The organism is Alteromonas sp. ABH4_454 (genome assembly GCF_056311775.1).
In genome coordinates this window covers 3,263,937-3,286,221 of sequence record NZ_CM149972.1, presented here as the reverse complement: position 1 = coordinate 3,286,221, position 22,285 = coordinate 3,263,937, and the positions used below count along the sequence as shown (strand labels likewise).

Here is a 22,285-nt window from a genome sequence, read left to right as displayed (position 1 = left end):
ACAAATCCAGAAAAAGCGGGCTAGCTTACACTTTTCGTCAATCACGTGACGTAAATGTTGAAAACTAGACCCGCTTTTTGTCTTTTTGCTCGTGCAAATATGCGTCTTAATTAACGATTTTTATATACGTGGCTACACGCGCTTTACTGGTTTTGAACAGACGTTGGGTTTTAAACCTAAGTTTTAGCAGCAGCACGTAAGCAAGAGGTACTAAAAACAAGCTGGTTAGGGTAGAGAATACCAGCCCGCCAATGATTGCTATGGCCATCGGAGAGTAGGGAGGGCCGTCGCCACCAATTCGAGTACTTCCCATAGCGAGTGGAATAAGCCCCAAGACCGTTGTGGCTACTGTCATCAGAATAGGCCTTATACGCGTTAAACATCCTTTAATTACTGCGTCATACAGCGACAAGCCTTCGTTAATTAACTGATTGATTCTGTCTACCAATACAATGCCATTGTTAACCACAATGCCCATCAATATCAGCATGCCGATCATCCCCATAATAGACATAGAGGTACCTGTTACCATGAATGCCCAAAACACACCGGTGAAAGAAAACAGTAACGATGTGATCACAGACGTAGGTAGTATCAGCGATTCAAACAGTGCAGCCATCACAACGTATATCATACAAAGTGCTAGTAGCATGTTCATTTGCATGACCGCATTGGCTTCATCCTGGCGAGAGAAGCTGCCATCTAGTGTCCACTTATACCCTGTAGGCAATTCAATATTAGCTAATGCGTTCTCGATACGTTCTCGGGCTTGTTCTGTGGTGGTTTCCCCTTCTAGGTTTGCGCCAATAGCGAGCGCGGTCTGACGATAGTTTCGATTAATTTGCGATAGCTGTGGCACCACAGAGAAATCTGCAATCATATTCAGCGTTACCGATTGACCTTGCGTAAATCCGATATTGATGTTTTTAAGGGCGTTAAGCGAAGCTTGTATATCGCTACCGAATTTAAGCTGAACTGCTACTTCTCCGGCGTCACCATAGCGGAATGTCCGTAAATTACTGCCCCGTAGTGCCGTAGAGATAAGTTTAGCCACATCGTTTACTTGTATGCCGAAGCGATTTGCTTTCTCTCTGTCAATGCGGATTTGTACCTCATCTCGGGTAGAGCCAGTGTCGGCTTTCACATCTTCCAATCCTTCTATAGTTGAAAGAATAGGAACTATTTGCTCTGAAATATTTAGCAAGGTTTCTGATGATTCACCCAATAGCGTAACCCTTACGCCACCACCGTTGCCGCTATCCCATTGAAACGAGGGACGGGCACGCACAAAAGAGGGCATGTCTTTACGTATATCCTCTTTAATTTTACCCACACTTACGGGCAGTTCGTCATTAAGCGTTATACCGCTTACAGCATGTCCGGCAGTAAAATAGGTATACACCTGTTTAATGTGAAAGCGTTCTTGGTTTTCATAAAGGTAAGCTTCCATTCTATCGACAGTTTTTTCCACCTCATCAAGCGTAAAATTCTGCGTTACGTGATAGTTAAGCCAAATACGCTCTTGGTTATTATTGCCCTCATCATCTGAAGTAACCACCTGCATGGGCACAATGGCCGACGCAAGCAGCAATAGAGCAATAACACAAGTTATTCCCTGGTGTTTTAACATCCAGTTAAGTGCACGACCATAGCCTTTTATGTAAGACGGTGTTTTAGGCGTTCTTACAACTGGGATCTTTACCTTGGTTGTCAGTAAGGGAATAAGGGTTTTAGCAATGAAAAGCGACGCGAAAAGAGATATACAGATAGCTACAGCAACGTGCTCTAAGAAGATAGTTACGTCTATTTTTACTCCAATAATATTGGGTAAAAATACAATGGCCGTGGTAGCTGTACCAGCAATAACGGCAAGGCTAACTTTATTGACCCCAACTTGGGTTGCAAGTTTAGCATCGCTCTCTTGTTGGCGTTCTTGGAATACGCTTTCGGTGATCACAACGGCGTTGTCTACTAGCATACCTACAGCTAGCATGAGGCCCATCAACGATAAAATATTAAGGGTATAACCCAAAAGATACATTACGCCTAAGGCGATACAGATAGAAAACGGCACCGACAACACCACAATCAAGGTGGTGGTAAGCTGGCGCAAGAACAAGTACAGCACAATAACTGAAAGCAACGCACCTAAAAGACCTGCGTTTAGCAAATCGCTCAGCGACGAAGTCACGCTTTTCGCGGTGTCGTCCATTACAAATAAACTAATGCCTGTAAATTCAGGGTCTTCTTTAGCCTTTTCGATAACCTTCATTACCGCGTCGGAAACTTCTACAAGATTGCTGCCCGATTCGCGAAATACGTTAAAGCCCACCGCGAAGGTGCGATCTAGGTGTCGTCCTTCGTTGCGCTGAGGAAGCTCGTAGGTCACGCTGGCAACATCAGATAAACGCACGCTTCGAGTAACCCACATGTTTTTGAAGTCGTTTACATCGGTAAATTCGCCAGTGGGGTTAACCAGAACTTTTTCACCGTTGTTGTACATATAGCCCGCGGTTAGCGAGAAGTTTGCGTTTTGAAGCTGCTGCTCTAAGCGTGTACCGTCTATTTGGTAAGCCGCCATTTTCTTGGCATCTAAGCGAATAGTAATTTGGCGTTTCATGGTGCCGTATAGCTCAACTTTAGATACGCCCGGAACACGCTCTAGCGGACGCTTAAGGTTGCGCTCTAAGAGGTCATAAGCGTTCGATAAGTCGCGGTCGCTCGATACGCGCAGTTGGAATATAGGCATATCATTGGTGTTAAATTTATACACCATGATCCGCTCTATATCGTCAGGGAGTTCATGGCGAATAGCGTCAATCTTCTCCCGCGCTTCAATACTTTTGGCTTTAAGGTTTTCATCCCAATCGAACTCTACAATGACCTCCGCCATATTGTCGTAAGAGCGGGCCCTTAAGCGCTTTATCCCCGACATGGTAGCAACGGCCTCTTCAACCGGACGAGTGATCATGGTCTCAATTTCAACGGGTGTCGCATCAGGGTAGGGGATCTGCACTACCATTTCTGGAATATCAATGCCGGGGAACTTCTCTAAAGGCAGTAAGCGGCCAGATACAATACCGAACAGCAGCATAGACAAAAACAACATACCGATGGTAACCGGCTTATTCAGCGCAAAGCGTGCAAGCCAAGCGCCTATACCTGCAATTTTCGAAAGGTGCGGCTGTGAAGCTATATCTGTCTCGCGTTGCATCGGTTCACGTGTTTGGCGCTTTTCAGTATGGGTTTCAGAACTGTTACTAGCGTTGTGAGAAGGTGTACTCATAGTACACCTCCTTTTGGCATTGCTTCTTCGTCACCAAAGCCTACGTTTTCACGAAAATTATCTTTCACAGGCGCTTTCTTCTTAACGTCGAACAGGCTGTAAAGCACTGGCAGTAAAATAAGGGTGAGCAAGCTTGCAAACAGAAGGCCGTAAATAACGGTGATGGCCATGGGCGTGCGAATTTCAGCTCCCTCGCCAAAACCAAATGCCATTGGCAATAGACCCAACACAGTAGTGAGCGTAGTCATCACAATAGGGCGTAGGCGGGTCTTTGCAGCCTCTAGAATAGCGGTCTCTTTCTCTACGCCTTGACTGCGTAACTGATTTATACGGTCAACTAATACAATAGCGTTATTCACAACAATACCGCACAGCATGATTAAACCGATAAATACCACCACGTTTAGCGGCGTATTGGTAATCCACAGGCCATATACTGAGCCCGCACCGGCTAGCGGTACTGCGAATAGAATAAGCAGTGGGTGCAGCAACGACTCAAATTGTGACGCCATAACCAAATACACCATAAACACCGCAAGTGCCAAGGCAAACTGTAGCGAACGGAAGCTGCTTTGCATGTCTTCACTTTGCCCGGTTACTGTTGCACTTAAAGATAGAGGAAGTTGGGTTTCATCAATGACTTTATTAGCAACGCCAACGGCTTCATCAAGCTTACCCTTGGCTAAGTTTGCCGATACCAATGCTACACGTTGCTGTCCAACGCGGGTAATTTCGCTAGGGCCTACACTCATGTACACGTCTGCCACGGCACTTAAAGGAATAGGTTGCGCAGAGCCTGGGTTAACAACAATGGCGCGTATGCTTGCAATATCATCACGTTGGTTCTCTTGGGTTCTTACCAGCACATCTACCTTTCTGTCTTCCACGCTATACTGTGTAGCGACGCGGCCGCCCACTTTGGCCGCAATAAGTTGAGAAACGGTTGATGCATCAAGCTCAAGGCGAGCAAGTTTGGCGTGATGGAAGGCTATTTTAAGCTCTGGGTTTCCGTCACGAATGCTGGTCGTTACGTCTGCAAAATTACTGTAACTGGCAAGTTTTGTCGAAATGGCGTCGCCATATTGTTGTAACTGATTTAGGTCGTAACCCGCAATTTCAATTTGAATAGGCGAGGCAAAGCTAAATAGCTCTGGCTCTGAAAACGTTGCCTGAACCTGAGGTTTAAAGGCTAGGTAATCACGAAGCGCACGCTTCACATCGTCCATATCGCCAGCTGTCGCCGAAGGCTGCATGACAATGTTTAAGCGTCCCCAATGATCCCCACCCTGATTAGGCGCTGCGCTGATAAGGCTTCCTGTACCAGACATGGCATAGGTGCGAAGCACCTTAGAGTTGCTGCGAAGCACGTTAGTATCGCTGCGAGCCGCCTTGGTTTCGACGCCATTATTGTTATTTACTGCAACCGCAGCAAGCTCGCTGATAATAGCGTCGGTACGCGCTAATGGAGAGCCCGCAGGGAGGGTCACTTCTACCGAAAATTCTCCTTGTGACAGGGTAGGAATAAGTTCCATACCTAGTTTTGGTACAAGCATTATCGCGCCAGCAGCAAGAATAAAAGCAGTAGCTAACACCAGCGCTTTGGCTTTAAGGCTTACGCGCAGCAGTTTTTCATAAGCAGAAGCGAGAAGGTCAAACCCTTTGTTAAATACCCAGATAAGTGGTTTAAACGCAACACTTAATAACTTGCTGACGATATGCCATGCACCTATCACCAAGGTAACCAAGGCTGCAGGTAAAAATACAAAGATAAGCCTGAATACCCAACGAACTGGCAGGGTAAAGTAATACATAACTTTGCCAAACGTCGACGTAGGAGGAGTAGGTGCTGGTGTAGTGAACACATCTTCATGGTCGAGCTGTTGCTTTTTCTTCTTGTGCGCCATCGCAGGGATTAGTGTAAGCGCGACAACAAGCGACGCGGCCAAAGCAAACGACACGGTCAACGCTTGGTCTTTAAACAGCTGACCTGCAATACCTTCTACAAATATTAGCGGCACAAACACGGCCATAGTGGTGAGTGTCGAAGCCACAATTGCGCCAGACACTTCTTTTGTTCCTTCGCTAGCGGCAGATGCTTCAGCTTCTGTAGCTTCTGCCGTTGTCTTTTCATTGGCTGTAGCGTTATCACTTCCAACCATTTTTAACTTCTTATGACGATCGATATTTTCAAGCACAACAATGCTGTTATCTACCAATAGTCCAACAGCCAGCGCGATACCACCTAAGCTCATCATGTTTAAGCTTATGTCGTTGGCATACATCAAGTTGAAGGTAGCAATTACTGACACCGGAATGGAAACCGATATAATTACAGTGGCCCAGAAGTCTTTAAGAAAAAGGTACAGCACCAACATGGCTAAAATACCGCCCATCACTGCCGCTGACTTCACGTTGTCTATAGCTTGCTTGATGAACACGCTTTGGTCATAAATTTCGCTAAGCGTGTAGTTAGAAGGCAAGTTGTTGTTGACCTCATTTAACCGGCTTGCCACTTTTTGTGCTACGTCAACTGCGTTAGCGTCGCCTTCTTTATAGATGGCAATCTCAATGCCTTCACTACCATTAAAGCGTGTTACCACATCACGGTCTTTGTACGCATTTTCTACCGTAGCCACGTCTTTAAGTTGAATGTTTCTGCCTTCAAAACGTCCAATAAAGAGGTTTTCAATATCACTGAGCGTTTCAAATTGATTCAAAGTTCTGACTAAAAATGCCTGGGCTGCGTTATCAATTCGACCGCCCGCCGCGTTAATATTTTCAGCTTTCACCCGGTCGATAATTCTAGTAATAGGAATCGACAGTTGACTGGCTTTTTGCTGGTCAATAAGTATATGAATTTCGTTTTCTAAACCACCGCCAACACGCACGGCAACTACGCCTTCTACCGATTCAAGCGCACGTTTAACCTGCTGTTCGCCATATAAACGTAAGCGCTTCATTTGCGCCACGCTTAGCGTTGATGTGTCGCTTTGAGTGGTGAGGCCCAGTTTAATAACAGGGTCTAAACTTGGGTTAAACCGAAGGAGTCTTGGCTTTTCAATATCCAGGGGAAGCTGCAACACATCAAGTTTTTCGCGTACTTCTAAGCTCGCGAAATCCATGTCAGTACCCCACGAAAAAGAAAGGACCACGTCAGACTGGCCAGCCCGCGATGTGGACGTGACTTTACGTACACCTTTTACTACGCCGATGGCTTCTTCAATAGGTTTTGAAACCAGTTGTTCTACTTCGCCTGGAGCGGCACCGTCGTAGTCGGTGCGAATAGTGAGAGTAGGGTAAGATAAGTCTGGCAGTAAGTTAACAGACAGTCTGCCTAACGACACCATACCAAATAGCAATACCGCAAAAGTGAACATACTAACGGCAACAGGGCGCTTTACAGCAATATCTACAATACGCATTGTGTGAATTCCTTGTTAGGCCGAATTAGCTGTTTACAACTTCAACGGGAGCGCTGTCTTTCAAATTCTGGTGGCCTGCAGTCACTACTTCTTCATTGCCGCTTAAACCATTGGTAACTTCGATTACTTCGTTGTTTTCAAAGCCAGTAGAAATATCAACTTTCTTAACTTTGCCGTTATCTACAACGAATACGCTGTGGCTGTTATCGATAGTAACCAGCGCTCTGCGGGGCAACAATGTGGCGTTAGCATGGGTAGCATATTCAAGTGATACATCGGTAAACATGCCGGCTTTGAGCTGATTGTCTTCGTTTGGTACTTTCAAGGTTACTTTGAACGTGCCGGTGGTCGCATCGATGACTGGGCTTATGCGCTCAACGCTCGCCGTGATACTTCTATCGCCTAAAGCCGTTACGGTAAGCATTGCACCTTGTCCAATCACTACGTTAGGTAGCTCATTTTCAGGCAGGTAAACAATACCTTGAAGATTGCGCTGCTGAACAATATGGAACATTCTCTCCCGTTGGAACGATTCAGTCAGGTTGCCTACTTTTGCGTTTCTTTCTGCAATGTATCCATCAATTGGGGCTGTGATAGTGGCTTCTTTCAAATCAAGCTCAGCTAAGCGTACAGACGCTTTAGCTGATTCAAATTGCGAGGTAAGTTTGTCGTAAGTGTCATCGCTGATAAGCTTTTTCGAATAAACTTTATTAACCTTTTCTAGTTCGCTTTCAATGCCGGCTAAATCAGCCAGAGCTTTTGATAAGTTAAGTTCGTAGCGGCGTTTATCTAGCTGCGCAAGAACTTGGCCTTTCTCAACGTAATCACCTTCTTCTACGAAGATTTCTTCGATAATTCCAGATGCTCTCGCAACCACAAATGCTTCTTCACGTGCTTCTAAAATAGCGGTTGTATCGTAAGTAGACGTAATGTCTCCGGTAACAATGGTTTGGGTTTCAACAGGGATAGCAAAAACGGTTTCTTCAACTTCGGTGGCGTTAGCTTGGTCGTTAATGGCATCAGCATCGGAACAGGCTGACATCGAGAGAGTAAGGGCGATGACCCCGCTTCCAACGAGCAGTTTGAGCGATGTTGGTGAAAACGGAATTGAAGATTGTACTGATGAAAGAATGGTGTTGCTGTGTGTTGTAGATTCCATGGTCAATAACCCTAACGTAATTATCGTTATATAATAATGACCGTATACAGCAGCTAATGTGCCAAAGACGTTAACATATGTTAAATCTTAGACATTTCAATGTGTTACAAGTGAAAAATGCAGTTTAAATAAAAAAGCCAACCTAATTGGTTGGCTTTTTACGCTAATGCTTAGCGAGAATTGCTAATAAGCGGTGAGTTCTACAATAGTCTATTAAACCAAAGTATAGCTTGTGGTGATCTCAACATTACCCGTTAACATCAGCATGACAGAGCAGTATTTTTCTGCCGACAACTGCACAGAACGGGCAAGGGCCTTTTCGCTAATGCCTTCACCTGACACCGTGTAATGTGCGTAAATTTTAGTAAATACTCGAGGTGGCTCTTCAGCACGCTCAGCTTCCAACTCACAATTACAGGCTTCAATGTTAAAGCGGCCTTTTTTAAGAATGTCTACCACGTCGATACTTGAGCACGCACCAACCGCTAATAATACTGACTCCATTGGTGACACGGCCTTGCCGCTTCCGTCCATCACTGTTTTGTAGCCGCTGTCTGTTGTACCTGTAAAAGTTAAATCTTGATCCCAAGAAACACGTGCTTTCATTGTTTGTCCTAATGTCATAAGAATAAAAAAAAGAAGCTGCAATACAGGCTAATTTAGCGCTTCAATGCAGCTGTGACATGTGCGTTTATTTGTTAAGGCGGACTGCATCTGGGCTAAGCGAGATTTTCTTTTGCTTATATAACGCGCCTAACGCTTTTTTATACGCCGCTTTACTTACGTTAAAATGAGAGTAAATGGCTTCTGGTGCACTCTTATCTGTCAGGGTAGAAATGCCGCCGTGGGCTTCCAAATCATCCAAAATGGCTTGTTGAAGTGCATCTCGGCCACCTTTATCTATGCGCTGAAGGGCAACATCAACCTTACCATCTTCGCGAATCGTTTTTATTACACCCTCAGTGGCTTGCCCGACTTTAAGCGGCTTAAAGGCATCGCTGTGGAAAATTAGCCCTAAGCTTTTTTCATTGATAACCACCTTAAAACCTAAATCAGTTTTGGCGTAGACTAAGCAATCAACTGTATCGCCTTCGTTGAGATAGGCGCTACTTTCCTTTAAGAAATAGTGAAGCTTGGTGGCCCCTAAAATACGCTGGGTTTTATCATCAAAAAAGGTGTGAACTACGTAGTACATACCTGGATTTACAGGTTGGGCTTGGTAGTCGTTAGGCATTAAAAGATCGTTCTCTAAGCCCCAATCGAAGAATGCCCCAAAATTAGTGGCAGACACCGCTTTAAGTACCTTGGTTTCGCCCACTTGAATAAGTGGTTTCTTCATGGTGGCATAAAGGTCACCGCGCTGATCCGTAGCCACAAATACTTCAACCTGTTGCCCTTCGGTTAACGGCGTCTCTACTTCGTCAATCGCAAGTGTAACGGTTTGCTGCTCATCTGCATCATCTATTTCTATTACGCTGTCGTTCTCGTCATTGTTTTCGACAAGTGGCGCTAAAGCGTAGCCAAAAGGGTATTGGGCTACCACGCGTAATGTATTAATTTTTCCAATATTTATCATCAGCACTGACTTTTTAAAAAGAACAGGTAACATGATACTGGAATGAAGGTAAGAGCTAAACCATTATGAAGTTAAATTGCGATTTAGGTGAAAGTTTTGGCGCGTGGTCAATGCCAGTGGAAGCGGCCATAATGGCGGAAATCGATCAGGCGAACATTGCGTGCGGTTTTCACGCTGGCGATCCATTAGTCATGAAGCAGGCTATTTTGTTAGCCAAAAAGCATGATGTAGCCATTGGTGCCCATCCGGCTTATCCCGATCTACAAGGCTTTGGCCGCAGAAGTATGGCGATTGCCGCTGACGAACTTAAGGCTATGATTCAATATCAGGTCAGTGCCTTAAGCGGTATGGCGAAGATTTGTGGTGCTAAAGTCAGCTATGTGAAGCCCCATGGTGCCTTGTACAACGACATGATGAAAGATACTGCTATCATGCGAACAGTAATGCAAAGCATAAGTGAAATAAACGAACAGTCTTCACACGCTCCCCTAGCGTTAATGGTGCAGGCTACGTCGCAAAATGCGGCGCTTAAAGAAGCAGCGCAAAATTGGGGTCTGCCTTTGTATTTTGAAGCGTTTTCTGACAGACGGTATACCGATGAAGGCTTACTGCAATCTCGAACTATAGAAGGTGCCGTGTTGAACGAAAGCGACGCTCTGCTTCAAGCTAAACAGCTTATTTCATCGGGAACGGTAACTACGTCATCGGGAAATACACTTGCAGTAGAAGCTGACTCTTTATGTGTACATGGCGATACTAAAGGGGCGGTAAGTATTGCGAGTAAAATCAGAACATTTCTATAAACCTGCCATATAAAAAACACAATTTAAAAGAACAATACACAAGGCTATTAACCTTTGTTGTGCCGAGCGTCGAATACATAATGCACATCACAACTCGTTATGGCTAGTAAGACAGCAAGGACAGTAGATGCAAGCTTTCGGTCGTATTAAACGAATAGTTACAGCAAGTGCAGACGCCATCATCTTGTATTTTGACGGCGCAAATTTGGATGACGCGAATAATGCCTGCCACAACATGCTGGCAGCTATCGATAGTAACAAGAGTAAAAATTCGTGGTGTTGGTTACGCGAATGCGTGCCTTCTTACGACAGTTTGTTAATCGTTTTTGATATGGCATTAATTGACAGCCACGGTGTATACCGTGCCTTGAGCAATTTAGACGCTGAAGGCATAAATCAGCAAACCGAATCAATACAATTTAACAGAAACGAAAGTAGCGCAGTGATTGAAATCCCTGTGTGGTATGGCGCGCCAAATGCCAGTGATTTGAGTGTAGTGAGTAAGAAAACGTCGCTGTCGATTGAAGAAGTTATCGAATTGCACACTAGCACAACTTATAAAGTATACGCAGTGGGATTCTCTCCAGGCTTCGCCTATATGGGGGATATTCCAGAAGCGCTCAGCTGTGCGCGGCTTGGTACACCGCGTAAACGCGTTCCCAAAGGCGCGGTCGCAATCGCTGACAGGCAAACTGCCGTTTACCCCAGTGAATCACCGGGGGGATGGAATTTATTGGGGCTTACGGCATTCGACATGCTTTTACATAGCGATGAGCACAGTGAGTCGCGGTTAAAAGCGGGTGACGCCGTTAAATTTGTTTCGGTTACTGAACAGGAATACAAAGCAGGATTGCAGGTTAAACTATGAAAATTGAAGTGCTCAGTAAAGGGTTATTTAGCCTTATTATTGATAGCGGAAGAGTAGGGCGACAACGAGATGGTTTTTGTGAATCAGGCCCTATGGACGGCAATGCCTATGACTGGGCTAATTTTCTCGCCTTTAACCTTGATGGTACGCCCTGCATAGAGGCCATTGGCGAAATGCGATTGCAGGTTGATGAAGATTGCATAGTTGCCGTTACTGGTAGGGAGCCGACCCTTAATATAGATGGCAGTCTTAGAGAGCCTTATCATAGCCATAAGGCAATCGCAGGGTCTGTAATCACATTTTCAAGTGGGTTACTTGGGAGCAAAGCTTATTTAGCCATAGGCGGAAACTGGCAAGTACCAAAAGCCGTAGGGAGTGCTTGTACAGTAGTGCGTGAGCAGCTAGGTGGGTTAGATGGTCAAGGCAGCGCCTTAAAAGACGGCGATTTAATCGAGGTTTTAGCTAACACCAGAAACCAAGACAAGGCTAAAATGCGCAGGCTTCCACACCAGCACATTGATGAGTATGGCTTCATAGAGTCTATTCGTGTGATCCCTGGTTATCAATTTTCAAGCTTTAGCAAAGTTGCGTTACGCACGTTTGAAACAAGCAGCTATACGGTTTCATCAGCTATCGATCGCATGGGCTTTAGGTTGACCGGCGAATCAGTTACCGCCGATATAGAAAACATGCGCTCAGAAGCAATTCATTTAGGGGCCATTCAAGTGCCTGGTGACGGGCAGCCTATTGTGATGATGCGCGATAGGCAAACACTGGGAGGCTACCCTAAACTCGGCTGTGTAAGCCCCTGTGATATAAGTCGCTTGGCCCAAGCGGTGCCAGGTGAAAAAGTGAATTTCGTATTTCAAAACGAAGAAGAAGCAAGGGCGGATTGGCTACTAATGACAAGTAGACGTCGTCGATTACAAGGAGAAATATTGTGACAATTGCGTTTTTAAATGGTGAGTATATGCCTCTTTCTGAGGCCAAGATTTCTCCGATGGACAGAGGCTTCCTCTTTGGCGACGGTATTTATGAAGTCATACCTACTTATTCAGGCAAAGCGGTAGGGTTTAAAGGGCACACGTCTCGCATGTCGCAAGGCCTTAAATCTATAGAAATCGCTAACCCGTATACGGTAGAAGAATGGCAAGACATTTTGTCTAGCTTGGTTGAGAAAAATAAAGCATTTATTGAAAGCGGAAACATAGGTGTTTATTTCCATGTGAGTCGAGGCACCGATTCAAAGCGTTTTCATGCATACCCCAAGAATATAGCACCAACCGTATTTGGGTTCGCTTTTGAAATAGCACCGCCTCAGCCCACTACAAAAGCTGATGCAAAACCTTTCAAAGTTGCGCTTCAGCAGGATAAAAGATGGCAACGCTGCCATATCAAATCTACTTCTCTTTTAGGCAACGTAATGCACTATCAAGCGGGTGTCGAAGCTGGTGTTAACGAAACGATTTTGTATAACAGCGAAGGTATGATAACTGAGGCAAGCTCATGTAACGTCTTTATGGTGAAAAATGGGTGTATTTTTACGCCTCCATTAAACCATGAACTGCTCCCCGGTATTACTCGTGCCATTGCTATTGAGGCATTCAAACAAGCAGGGCTGGTGGTAACGGAAACCTGGTTCAGTAAGGATGATTTGCTAGAGGCTGATGAAGTGTGGTTAACGTCGTCAAGCAAAGAGGTTGCCCCAGTAGTTGAAGTAGAGGGCAGGCAGATAGGCTCAGGAGAGGTAGGCGATGTATGGGAAAAGGCAATCAACGCCTACCATGCATACAAATTCAAAGCCTAATAAATTGAAAAAGCCCGCTCAAGCGGGCTTCTTACTAATTAATATTCCAACTTATTCAGGAGCGTTGTCGCAGTTACCGTCTGTACATTCGCCATATAGGTAAAGGCTGTGATGGGTAAGCTTCATTTTATGCTGCTTAGCAATCATCTCTTGGCGTTCTTCGATAATTTCGTCTTCAAACTCGATCACTTTGCCACACTTAAGGCATACAAGGTGGTCGTGGTGATCTTTATGACTGATTTCAAATACTGACTTTCCACCTTCAAAGTGGTGGCGGTTAAGAATACCTGCATCATCAAATTGGTTTAATACGCGGTATACAGTAGCAAGACCGATTTCTTCACCCTGTTCGATAAGGATTTTATAGACGTCTTCAGCGCTGATATGTTGGTTTTCTGGCTCTTGCAGAATTTGTAAAATTTTAAGGCGAGGCAGAGTGACTTTAAGCCCTGCTTTTTTCAATTCTTTATTTTGATCCATTACAGCCTACTAAGAACGAGTGAATAAGTATTTGGTGGTTATTATAGGTAAGTTGAAACAATTTAAAAGCAAAACCGTGGAATCTTTGTCTTCTCGCCGAAAAATTACCCAAGACACTTGTTGCAAAAAATATTGTACTTAAGTGTGGGCTTTGAGCTGTGTGGCCTGACCAGAATGTAAGTGTACGATTTATCTAACAAATAAGTAAAATAAATAGAACTTTTAATGCATTGATTTAACATCCTGTTAAACTAAACTTAAAGAGTTGCGTTCATTTGATAGTTTTTTGCACGTATTTAAGTGGAAGTGTTCATGCGGTTAACAATTATAAATAAAATCACTTTAGGCTTCGGCTTATTTGGCTGCCTGCTATTGCTCACGAGTATCCTTTCCTATTTCGGTTTAAGCGGTATTAAGGACTCTGCACAAGACGTTGTAGAGCAAAAAATGCCAGTACAGACCAGTATGGTAAAAGTAAAAACTGAAATATTGTCTTTATCGGTAATAACGGCCAATGGTTATCACGTAGAAAGTAGAGACGAATTAGAAAAAAATAAGCAAACATTTGATTCGCTGTCATCCACCTTTTCTAACGATTTGTCGCGACTGAAATCTCTCATGCCAGAAAACTCGATAGCTAAAAATGCTGTTGAAGTAAGTTCGAGCTATGTGAGCGACAGTAATGAAATGTACATTGCAATTGATGAAAGAATGAATATTGAAAACGCGCTTGCTACGCAGCTTGAAAAAGTACTTATGGCGGCAGACGAAGCAAGCGCATTGATGCTGGACCTTTCTTATTTGGAAAGTAATGACCCTAGTCTAGATACGCTTATTGGCGCTGGCACCGCCATTGATAATAAGTTGCTTACCATGAACGACTCTTTCATTGAGTTAGCTGAATCTATCGATGAAACCCAAAGTGCAAATATCATTGAAGACCTTGAATACCAGCTAAGCAATTTACAGGTAGATAAGGATTATGTGAACCGTTTGGCTACAAGCGTGGATGATGGGGGCACAATAGAGGCGTTTAATGAACAATACGAGTTACTAATAGACGCCGTAAACGGTTCAAACGGGTTAATAGCGTTGCAACGACAAAAACTTGCTGAAGTAGACAAAGCGGCGCAAGCACAAAAACAAGCAAAGCAAGCATTAGAAACCGCGCTTGCTGATATAAATACTCTGTTTGATACCGTTCAAGCGCAATCCCTCGAAGGGCAAAACGCTATACTCGAATCGGTACAGGAAAATTTAGTTCGCAATACTGTTGTTGCAATTTTAGGACTTACGGCTGCCATTTTTTTAGCGGTAATAGTAACGCGCAGCATTTCAAAGCCACTTAAGCATATAAACAAAGGGCTAAATCAGTTAAGCCATGGGGATTTGAGTACTAAACTACCCGAAGAGGGCAACGATGAATTTTCTGCTCTTTCAGCCAAAGTTAACAGCTTGACCGCTAGCCTGCGAGAACTGGTGGGTAATATCTTAGAGCAGGAAAAGCGCTTAATTGAAATAACAAAAGAAAGTGTTGAGCTTGGTAACAAGAGCTTGTCTGAAGTGGACAAACAGCGAGAGCAGGTCACTGTTACCTCCACCAACACTAAGAATGTTCAAGACAAAAGTCGTAGTAATCTTGCGCAAATCAATGAAGCGATGGAGGCATTACGTACTATCACAAGACAAAGTACTGACATTGGGCTGCTGGTTCAAAGAAGTAGTGAGCAAGTTAGCAATCAAGCCGATCAGGCTGAGTCTTCAGCCCAGGTTATTGCGCGCTTAGATGATAACTCTAGAAGTATTGGTAGTATTTTGGACGTTATCAAAACCATCGCAGAGCAAACTAATTTGTTGGCGCTAAACGCCGCTATTGAGGCTGCTCGGGCAGGCGAGCAGGGAAGGGGGTTTGCAGTAGTTGCCGATGAAGTGCGAACATTAGCCAACCGTACGCACGATTCCACGGAAGAAATCGAGCAAATGATTGGCAACTTACAAAAAGATGCAGCACAGGCTGTAAAAGCTATTAATGCAGGTCGTGAGCAAGCACAAGAAGGGGTGGAAATAACCCAACAGGTTTCTCAACAAGTGGAAAGTATTAGAGAAATTATTGAGCGTCTGAGCGACATTAACGAACATATTGTTGAAGATACAGAGCAGCAAGATGTGTTGCTCGGTGATGTGGCCACAAGTTTAAACCGCATTGTAGCGCTGGCAGATTCAAGTGCGCAAAGCACAAGGCAGTCGAACGAATCGACAATGATGCTAGATGCGCAAACAGAGAGCTTAAGGAAGGCCGTAGAGCGGTTTCAGCTTTAGTTAGTTCAATCGGCTAAGCTAATTATTCAACGAGTACTTCTATATAACAAAAAACCGCTCTATTAGAGCGGTTTTTTTCAATTGCTAACTAGTTTGTATTTACTTTATAGCTTCTTGATAGCCAATTTATGGCTGACTCAGCTATGTCTAAGCCAATTCTGCCAAGCAAAGCTCGTCATGAATTTGCTTACACCAGGCTTTAACGCGAGAGTCTGTTAGCTCTGGTTGACGGTCTTCGTCAATACCAAGACCCACAAAGTGGTTGTCGTCTGCCATGCCTTTAGATGCTTCAAAGTCATAGCCTTCCGTAGACCATTGACCTACTAAAATAGCGCCTTTGGCTTCTACAATGTCGCGTACCATGCCCATAGCGTCTAGGAAGTATTCCGCATAGTCTTCTTGGTCGCCACAACCAAAAATAGCAACTAGCTTGTCGTTAAAGTCTATCTGCTCTAATTCAGGAAAGAAGTCATCCCAGTCACATTGTGCTTCACCGTAGTACCACGTAGGGATACCGAAGATAAGCAAATCAAACTCAGCGATGTCTTCTTTACTGCTCTTGGCAATATCTTTTACATCAATTAGCTGTTTACCCAATTCCTTCTGGATCATTTTCGCAACATGTTCGGTATTACCCGTGTCACTTCCGAAAAATAGGCCAACGCTTGCCATATCTAACCTCTATTAATCGTTACTAATTAAACGCCTGTGCTTAGCCAAAACCATTCAATAATGCCTTTCGCAAGAAATCCCAATGCGCCTAAACCTAGCACACCGTACGTTACCACTCTTCCAATAAGAGGAACATCGTTCTTACGTAATACATCGTGTACAGCAAAACCCATCAATCCAAAAAGAATAGACAAGCCGCCATACAGCATAATGGACTCAATGAGTTCGTAATTTTCTGCAAGCATAGTGTTGTTACTTAAAAATTTCTGGCGCAACTATATCACAGTATATACGCCTGTAAGAGCCTAAAACGTTCAAAAATATGTAATAATAGTCATTCTCATCCTGTTGAATGAGAAATATTCCACTTTATGACGATTTGTTGAGCGTTCTCTCTACAATTCCGTTAAATGCAGTTGGCTTTTCAGCGTGTAACCAATGCCCCGTACCTTCAATAATATGCGCTTTCGCATTTGGAAAGTAGTGAACTATCGCATCGCGATAGGCCGGTGTAATGTAGTCGGACTCGCTGCCCTTAATAAATAAGGTTACGCCATCGAACGTTTGATTTGTTTGTTCCCAATCAATAATGTGCGAGTAACTTTTGATTAGTCCGTTCACATTGAAGCGCCACTTCCATGCTCCGTTTTCATCTTGATACAGGCTTTTTAACAGAAACTGTCTGACGCCCATTTCTTTAACGTGGGCAGCCATTTGTTTTTCAGCGTCCTTTCTACTTTCAATGGTATCCAAAGAAACAGAATTCAACCCATCAAATACCGCTTGGTGGCTGTGGTCATAACTGACTGGGGCAATATCAGCTACGATTAAATGTGTGATATTTTCGCTGTGATTTAAGGCCAGCTTCATTGCAACCTTTCCGCCAAGGGAATGGCCCAATACAGCGCTTTTTTCAATATTTAAAGATTGCATGATGTCGTAAATTGCATCTGCGGCAGCTGACATAGAAAAACTATCAGTCCACGGAGACTCACCGTGATCCGGAAGGTCTACACTTATAATATTAAAAGCTGATTCAAAGTGTCGTTTAACAACGGCTAAATTATCCGCATTGCCAAAAAGACCATGGATTAAAATTAACCATGGTGATGATGAATCTCGCTTTGAAAGTTTATAATTTAACTTCACGACTTATTTACCCATGAATAATTGTCTGATAGACATAGCTTGAGTCTTAAAAACAAAATAAGGCCTGTAAAAACAGACCTTATTAGCAGGTTGAATAGTAATATTAATTAATAGCGTAATCGTTGAGTGATTTGCCGCTATCTAGTGCATCTTTGTAAACGCGAGGCATACGACCAATGCCCGTCCACAAGTGCTCTTCGCCATCGCTATCGACAAGTTTGTATTTAACGGGGCGCTTCTTACCTACGTTTTTATTTGTGCCGGTATCCAAAGCTTGTAAATCTTCTACGTTAAGCCCAGCTTCTTCCATTTGCTGTTTAATAGCAGCAAGTTTTTCTAATTTTTCTTTTTTTAGTTGTTCTTGTTCTAATAATTTTTCTTTTCTTTTTTCTATTATACCGTTAAGTTTTTCCTGAACTTGTTCAAGTTCTTCTATGCTTAATTCCTTAACAGCACCTTGTAAACGTCTTCCATGGGTTAAAATATCTAAAAATTCGCTCATTAATTAACCTTAATACGTTGTACTAAATTTCTATAAGATAATAATTAAAAGTAGCACAAAAAAAAAGCGAGCTAGGCTCGCTTTTAAAAAATATCAGTTAAACAACCAAATAACGCATTAAATTACATATTTGGGTAATTCGGACCTCCAGCACCTTCAGGTACAACCCACTTAATATTCTGACTAGGGTCTTTGATGTCGCAAGTTTTACAGTGAACACAGTTTTGCGCATTAATTTGGAAGCGTTTTTCACCTTCTTCTTCAATAACCTCATAAACGCCAGCAGGGCAATAGCGTTGTGCAGGTTCTGCGAATTTGGGTAAATTGACCTGTAAAGGAATAGACGAGTCTTTTAATTTTAAGTGACAAGGCTGATCTTCTTCATGATTTGTATTCGACAAAAATACGGAAGATAATTTGTCAAAGCTGAGCACACCATCAGGCTTTGGATAAGAAATTTCTTCCGCGTCTTTTGCCTCTTTCAGCTGCGCGTAATCTTTGTGTTCGTCTTTCATAGTGAAGAACAAATTACCGTTAAAGAAATTTTGTTCTACCGTGTTAAACGCACCGCCCCAGAAATTACCTAGCTTATGAATAGCAGGGCCGAAGTTACGAGAACGGAACAACTCGTCATATAACCATGAAGACTTAAATTTCTCAGTAAAACTCGTTAGCTCTTTTACTGGCGCTTCTGCATTTTCTGAAATCGCTTCAAAAATGCTTTCAGCGGCTAACATACCTGACTTCATTGCTGTGTGGTTACCCTTAATTTTGGCAAAATTTAGGGTACCTGCTTCACAACCTACCAATAGGCCACCTGGGAAAGTCATCTTAGGTAACGAGTTAAACCCACCTTTGGCAATTGCACGTGCGCCATAAGATACACGTTTACCGCCTTCAAGGTACTGCTTAAAAACAGGGTGGTGTTTTAAGCGTTGAAATTCGTCAAACGGGCTCAGATAAGGGTTGTCGTAGTTAAGGTCAACAATTAACCCTACAAACACCTGATTATCTTCGGCGTGATACAGATAGCTGCCGCCTGTGGCGTCATTCAGTGGCCAGCCTGCGCTATGAACCACTAAGCCTGGCTGGTGTTTCGCTGGATCTATATCCCAAATCTCTTTAAAGCCAATAGCGTAATGCTGAGGTGAGCTGTCTTCATCTAAATTGAAGTGAGAAATGAGCTCTTTACCCAAATGACCACGACAGCCTTCGGCAAACACAGTGTATTTAGCACGAAGCTCCATTCCCGGCATGTAACCGTCTTTTGGCTCGCCGTCTTCACCCACACCCATGTCGCCGGTAAGCACGCCGCCAACACTACCATCTTCGTTATAAATAACCTCAGAAGCTGCAAAGCCAGGGAATACCTCAACGCCTAGCTGTTCGGCTTGTTCTGCTAGCCAACGGCTAACGTTCCCCATAGATACGATATAGTTACCATCGTTGTGCATAGTTTTGGGCGTAATGGCGTTTGGTAACTTTTTCGCTGACGTTTCATCGTTAAGCAAATAAATGTGGTCTTCAGTTACCGGCGTATTAAGTGGCGCACCTTTTTCTTTCCAATCGGGAAATAGTTCGTTTAGCGAACGGGGCTCAAATACCGCGCCTGAGAGAATATGTGCACCTACCTCGGAGCCCTTTTCGACCACACAAACCATAAGTTCTTGGTCTTTTTCATTTGCAAGCTGCATCAGCTTACAAGCAGTTGATAATCCAGCTGGGCCGGCACCGACGATGACTACGTCAAACTCCATCGATTCTCGTTCCACGGGAGGCTCCTTATGTTTGTATTTTTATAGTGCACTATTGATGAAACAAATAATGCTTTGTGTCAAAAACATGTAAATTAATTGTCGTTTTGCAAGGTAATGCAGGTTGACGTTTACGTCAACAGTAAGTACATTGCAAAGCAGTTTACGTTAACGTTAACTGGCAGCGTATTATACCTGCTCGTAAACGTGGTGTTAACGTCGTTTTAAGGCTAGCCTTTAAAAAACGTACGTTCCACAGTTTCTTTTTTAACGTATAAGCATTGTTAAAGTTTCAAAAAGCGTGGTGAAGTAATACGTTTTTAATTATTAATAGTTAATTATTAATGAAACGTAATTAGCACTGACGAACTCAACAATTGAGGTAAATATGAAAATACTCGTACCGGTCAAACGCGCGATCGACTACAACGTTAAGGTAAGAGTGAAGGCTGATGAATCAGGCGTAGATCTTACAAACGCGAAAATGGCGATTAATCCTTTTTGCGAAATTGCTGTTGAAGAAGCCGTTCGATTAAAAGAAAAAGGCGTGGCCACTGAAATCGTTGTTGTTTCAATTGGTGACAAAAGCTGCCAAGAACAAATACGTACAGCACTAGCCCTAGGCGCTGATCGTGGTATCCAAATAGATACCGACCAAAATCTTGATTCACTTCAAGTGGCAAAGCTTTTAGCGAAAGTGGTTGAAGAAGAACAACCTCAACTTGTTATTCTTGGAAAGCAGAGCATTGACTCTGACAACAACCAAACTGGTCAAATGTTGGCAGCGCTAACAGGTATGCCTCAAGGTACCTTCGCATCAGAGGTGGTTGTAGATGGCGAGAAGGTGAATGTAACACGTGAAATTGACGGTGGCCTTCAAACGGTTGCACTCTCGCTTCCAGCTGTTGTAACGACAGATCTTCGTTTGAACGAACCGCGTTATGCATCGCTTCCAAATATTATGAAAGCAAAGCGTAAACCGTTAGATGTTAAAGCTGCGGCAGATTTTGGTGTCGCGCTAGAATCAAACGTTAAGGTACTGAAAGTTACGCCTCCGCCTCAGCGTGAGGGTGGCATTAAAGTAGCAGACGTTGCTGAGTTGGTAGACAAGTTAAAGAATGAAGCAAAGGTGATCTCATGAGCGTACTCGTATATGCAGAACACGACAATGCAAGCTTAAAGACGGAAACGCATAAGCTTGTTAACGCCGCACAAAAGATGGGTGGCGATATCCATGTATTAGTAGCGGGTGAAGGTTGCCAAGCAGTTGCTGAAGCTGCATCGCAAATCGACGGCGTCGCAAAAGTGCTTGTTGCTGATAATGCTGCTTATAAAAATCAGCTTGCAGAAAATACGGCTGACCTAGTGGTAGAGCTTGCAGGCGACTACAGCCACATTGTTGCTGCCGCGACCACAACAGGCAAAAACTTTATGCCTCGTGTAGCTGCACTGCTAGACGTAGCGCAAATTTCAGACATCATTGGTGTAGAGAGCGAAGATACTTTTGTTCGTCCTATTTATGCAGGTAACGCGATTGCTACCGTTCAATCATCTGATGCAAAAAAGGTGATTACGGTTCGTGCAGCATCATTCGATGCAGCAACAACTGGTGGTAGCGCTGAATTAACCACAATTGATGTGGTCAAACGCAGTGAGAAGTCTGATTTCGTTTCAGCAGAGCTTACCGAATCTGAGCGTCCTGAACTTACTGCTGCAGAAGTCGTTATTTCAGGTGGCCGCGGTATGCAAAATGGTGATAACTTCAAGCTTCTTGAAGGTATTGCTGACAAACTTGGTGCTGCTATTGGTGCATCGCGTGCAGCGGTAGATGCTGGCTTTGTTCCAAATGATATGCAGGTTGGCCAAACAGGTAAAATTGTTGCGCCTCAACTTTATATTGCAGTAGGCATCTCGGGCGCTATTCAGCACCTTGCAGGTATGAAGGACTCTAAAGTTATTGTTGCTATCAACAAAGATGAAGAAGCGCCAATTTTCCAAGTTGCTGACTATGGTTTAGTGGGCGACTTGTTTGAAGTACTTCCAGAGCTGGAAGGCTCTCTTTAATTGGAGTCTTGAAGCTAGATAAGACAAAGGCTGCAGTTTTGCAGCCTTTTTTTTACTGTACATATTTTGCGCCAAGCAAAATTTGCATGATATTGGGTTAACAACTCAAACACGCACAACCGAATTATCTTCTATGCTAACAGGTGAGGGGATATAAGCGTCGGCTTCCCAGTCGTTTTCCCATTTTTCGCCATCGATAAGGTAACGAAACTGGTATTCGTTATCCTTTTCCAAATCCACGGTTAATGTGAAATCACCGCTTTTAAGCTTTTTCATCGTCAGTGGCTGTGTTTTCCAATCAGTGAAATCTCCACATAGTGCAGCTTCTTTCGCATCTTTTGCTGCTTCCGCATTCAGTCGAAATGTCACTTTGCACAGAGGTTTTGATTTAAGGTATTGTTTCTTAAGACTCATAATGTGTTTT

The 22,285-nt window shown here is 43.6% G+C and carries 19 protein-coding genes; 7 read left to right on the top strand and 12 right to left on the bottom strand.

The features are described 5' to 3' along the window. Nucleotides 1-106: 106 nt before the first annotated feature. From ACYX4W_RS14405 to ACYX4W_RS14385, 5 genes are all read right to left on the bottom strand, one after another. Nucleotides 107-3,286: an efflux RND transporter permease subunit gene (locus ACYX4W_RS14405; protein WP_476073626.1), complete on the bottom strand. Its 3,180-nt coding sequence runs from the start codon at nucleotides 3,284-3,286 to the stop codon at nucleotides 107-109. Continuing rightward, on the bottom strand, nucleotides 3,283-6,708 hold the full coding sequence (locus ACYX4W_RS14400; protein ID WP_476073625.1) for an efflux RND transporter permease subunit: 3,426 nt from the start codon (nucleotides 6,706-6,708) through the stop codon (nucleotides 3,283-3,285). Before ACYX4W_RS14400 ends, ACYX4W_RS14405 begins: the two co-directional genes overlap by 4 nt. Nucleotides 6,709-6,733: 25 nt before the next feature. Beyond that, a complete protein-coding gene (locus ACYX4W_RS14395) occupies nucleotides 6,734-7,867 on the bottom strand; it encodes an efflux RND transporter periplasmic adaptor subunit (RefSeq protein ID WP_476053950.1) in 1,134 nt (377 codons plus the stop codon). Between the two features lie 213 nt (nucleotides 7,868-8,080). Beyond that, entirely contained in the window at nucleotides 8,081-8,473 is a 393-nt protein-coding gene (locus ACYX4W_RS14390) for an OsmC family protein (RefSeq protein ID WP_476073624.1), read from the bottom strand. An 85-nt stretch (nucleotides 8,474-8,558) separates the two neighbouring features. Beyond that, on the bottom strand, nucleotides 8,559-9,443 hold the full coding sequence (locus ACYX4W_RS14385; protein WP_476073623.1) for a CvfB family protein: 885 nt from the start codon (nucleotides 9,441-9,443) through the stop codon (nucleotides 8,559-8,561). A gap of 65 nt (nucleotides 9,444-9,508) precedes the next feature. On the opposite strand from ACYX4W_RS14385, the gene ACYX4W_RS14380 reads away from it, so the two are divergent. The 4 genes from ACYX4W_RS14380 (at nucleotide 9,509) to ACYX4W_RS14365 (ending at nucleotide 12,921) form a co-directional block, all read left to right on the top strand. Beyond that, nucleotides 9,509-10,246, top strand: a complete 738-nt coding sequence (locus tag ACYX4W_RS14380; protein WP_476073622.1) for a 5-oxoprolinase subunit PxpA — start codon at nucleotides 9,509-9,511, stop codon at nucleotides 10,244-10,246. A 127-nt stretch (nucleotides 10,247-10,373) separates the two neighbouring features. Continuing rightward, entirely contained in the window at nucleotides 10,374-11,114 is a 741-nt protein-coding gene (locus ACYX4W_RS14375; protein WP_474856895.1) for a 5-oxoprolinase subunit B family protein, read from the top strand. After that, entirely contained in the window at nucleotides 11,111-12,058 is a 948-nt protein-coding gene (locus ACYX4W_RS14370) for a 5-oxoprolinase subunit C family protein (RefSeq protein ID WP_476073621.1), read from the top strand. Before ACYX4W_RS14375 ends, ACYX4W_RS14370 begins: the two co-directional genes overlap by 4 nt. After that, entirely contained in the window at nucleotides 12,055-12,921 is an 867-nt protein-coding gene (locus ACYX4W_RS14365) for a D-amino acid aminotransferase (RefSeq protein WP_476073620.1), read from the top strand. The genes ACYX4W_RS14370 and ACYX4W_RS14365 overlap by 4 nt, the downstream gene beginning before the upstream one ends. Before the next feature lie 51 nt (nucleotides 12,922-12,972). On the opposite strand, the gene fur is transcribed toward ACYX4W_RS14365, so the two are convergent. Next, complete coding sequence (fur, locus tag ACYX4W_RS14360; protein WP_179983643.1) at nucleotides 12,973-13,401, bottom strand: ferric iron uptake transcriptional regulator; 429 nt, start codon at nucleotides 13,399-13,401, stop codon at nucleotides 12,973-12,975. A gap of 312 nt (nucleotides 13,402-13,713) precedes the next feature. Here fur and ACYX4W_RS14355 point away from each other — a divergent pair, with 312 nt between their 5' ends. After that, nucleotides 13,714-15,720 (top strand): methyl-accepting chemotaxis protein, encoded by a 2,007-nt coding sequence (locus ACYX4W_RS14355; protein ID WP_476073619.1) that lies wholly within the window; start codon nucleotides 13,714-13,716, stop codon nucleotides 15,718-15,720. A gap of 147 nt (nucleotides 15,721-15,867) precedes the next feature. On the opposite strand, the gene fldA is transcribed toward ACYX4W_RS14355, so the two are convergent. From fldA to ACYX4W_RS14330, 5 genes are all read right to left on the bottom strand, one after another. Beyond that, nucleotides 15,868-16,392 carry a flavodoxin FldA gene (gene fldA / locus ACYX4W_RS14350; protein ID WP_014949739.1) on the bottom strand — a complete coding sequence of 175 codons (525 nt, stop codon included), beginning with the start codon at nucleotides 16,390-16,392 and terminating at the stop codon, nucleotides 15,868-15,870. A 26-nt stretch (nucleotides 16,393-16,418) separates the two neighbouring features. Next, the gene (locus tag ACYX4W_RS14345; protein WP_012519093.1) at nucleotides 16,419-16,637 is read right to left on the bottom strand and encodes a DUF2788 domain-containing protein; all 219 of its coding nucleotides are present in this window, start codon (nucleotides 16,635-16,637) and stop codon (nucleotides 16,419-16,421) included. 124 nt (nucleotides 16,638-16,761) lie between these two features. Continuing rightward, nucleotides 16,762-17,541: an alpha/beta fold hydrolase gene (locus ACYX4W_RS14340; RefSeq protein ID WP_476073618.1), complete on the bottom strand. Its 780-nt coding sequence runs from the start codon at nucleotides 17,539-17,541 to the stop codon at nucleotides 16,762-16,764. Nucleotides 17,542-17,644: 103 nt separating this feature from the next. Beyond that, nucleotides 17,645-18,043: an H-NS histone family protein gene (locus tag ACYX4W_RS14335; RefSeq protein ID WP_474806390.1), complete on the bottom strand. Its 399-nt coding sequence runs from the start codon at nucleotides 18,041-18,043 to the stop codon at nucleotides 17,645-17,647. A 122-nt stretch (nucleotides 18,044-18,165) separates the two neighbouring features. Then, nucleotides 18,166-19,815, bottom strand: coding sequence for an electron transfer flavoprotein-ubiquinone oxidoreductase (locus tag ACYX4W_RS14330; RefSeq protein ID WP_476073617.1), 1,650 nt, complete (start codon nucleotides 19,813-19,815; stop codon nucleotides 18,166-18,168). A 370-nt stretch (nucleotides 19,816-20,185) separates the two neighbouring features. On the opposite strand from ACYX4W_RS14330, the gene ACYX4W_RS14325 reads away from it, so the two are divergent. Both ACYX4W_RS14325 and ACYX4W_RS14320 read left to right on the top strand, forming a co-directional pair. Beyond that, nucleotides 20,186-20,938, top strand: a complete 753-nt coding sequence (locus tag ACYX4W_RS14325; protein WP_039216447.1) for an electron transfer flavoprotein subunit beta/FixA family protein — start codon at nucleotides 20,186-20,188, stop codon at nucleotides 20,936-20,938. Then, nucleotides 20,935-21,861 (top strand): electron transfer flavoprotein subunit alpha/FixB family protein, encoded by a 927-nt coding sequence (locus ACYX4W_RS14320; protein WP_476073616.1) that lies wholly within the window; start codon nucleotides 20,935-20,937, stop codon nucleotides 21,859-21,861. Before ACYX4W_RS14325 ends, ACYX4W_RS14320 begins: the two co-directional genes overlap by 4 nt. 105 nt (nucleotides 21,862-21,966) lie before the next feature. On the opposite strand, the gene ACYX4W_RS14315 is transcribed toward ACYX4W_RS14320, so the two are convergent. Next, nucleotides 21,967-22,275 carry an isoamylase early set domain-containing protein gene (locus tag ACYX4W_RS14315; protein ID WP_474856886.1) on the bottom strand — a complete coding sequence of 103 codons (309 nt, stop codon included), beginning with the start codon at nucleotides 22,273-22,275 and terminating at the stop codon, nucleotides 21,967-21,969. Between the last annotated feature and the right edge of the window lie 10 nt (nucleotides 22,276-22,285).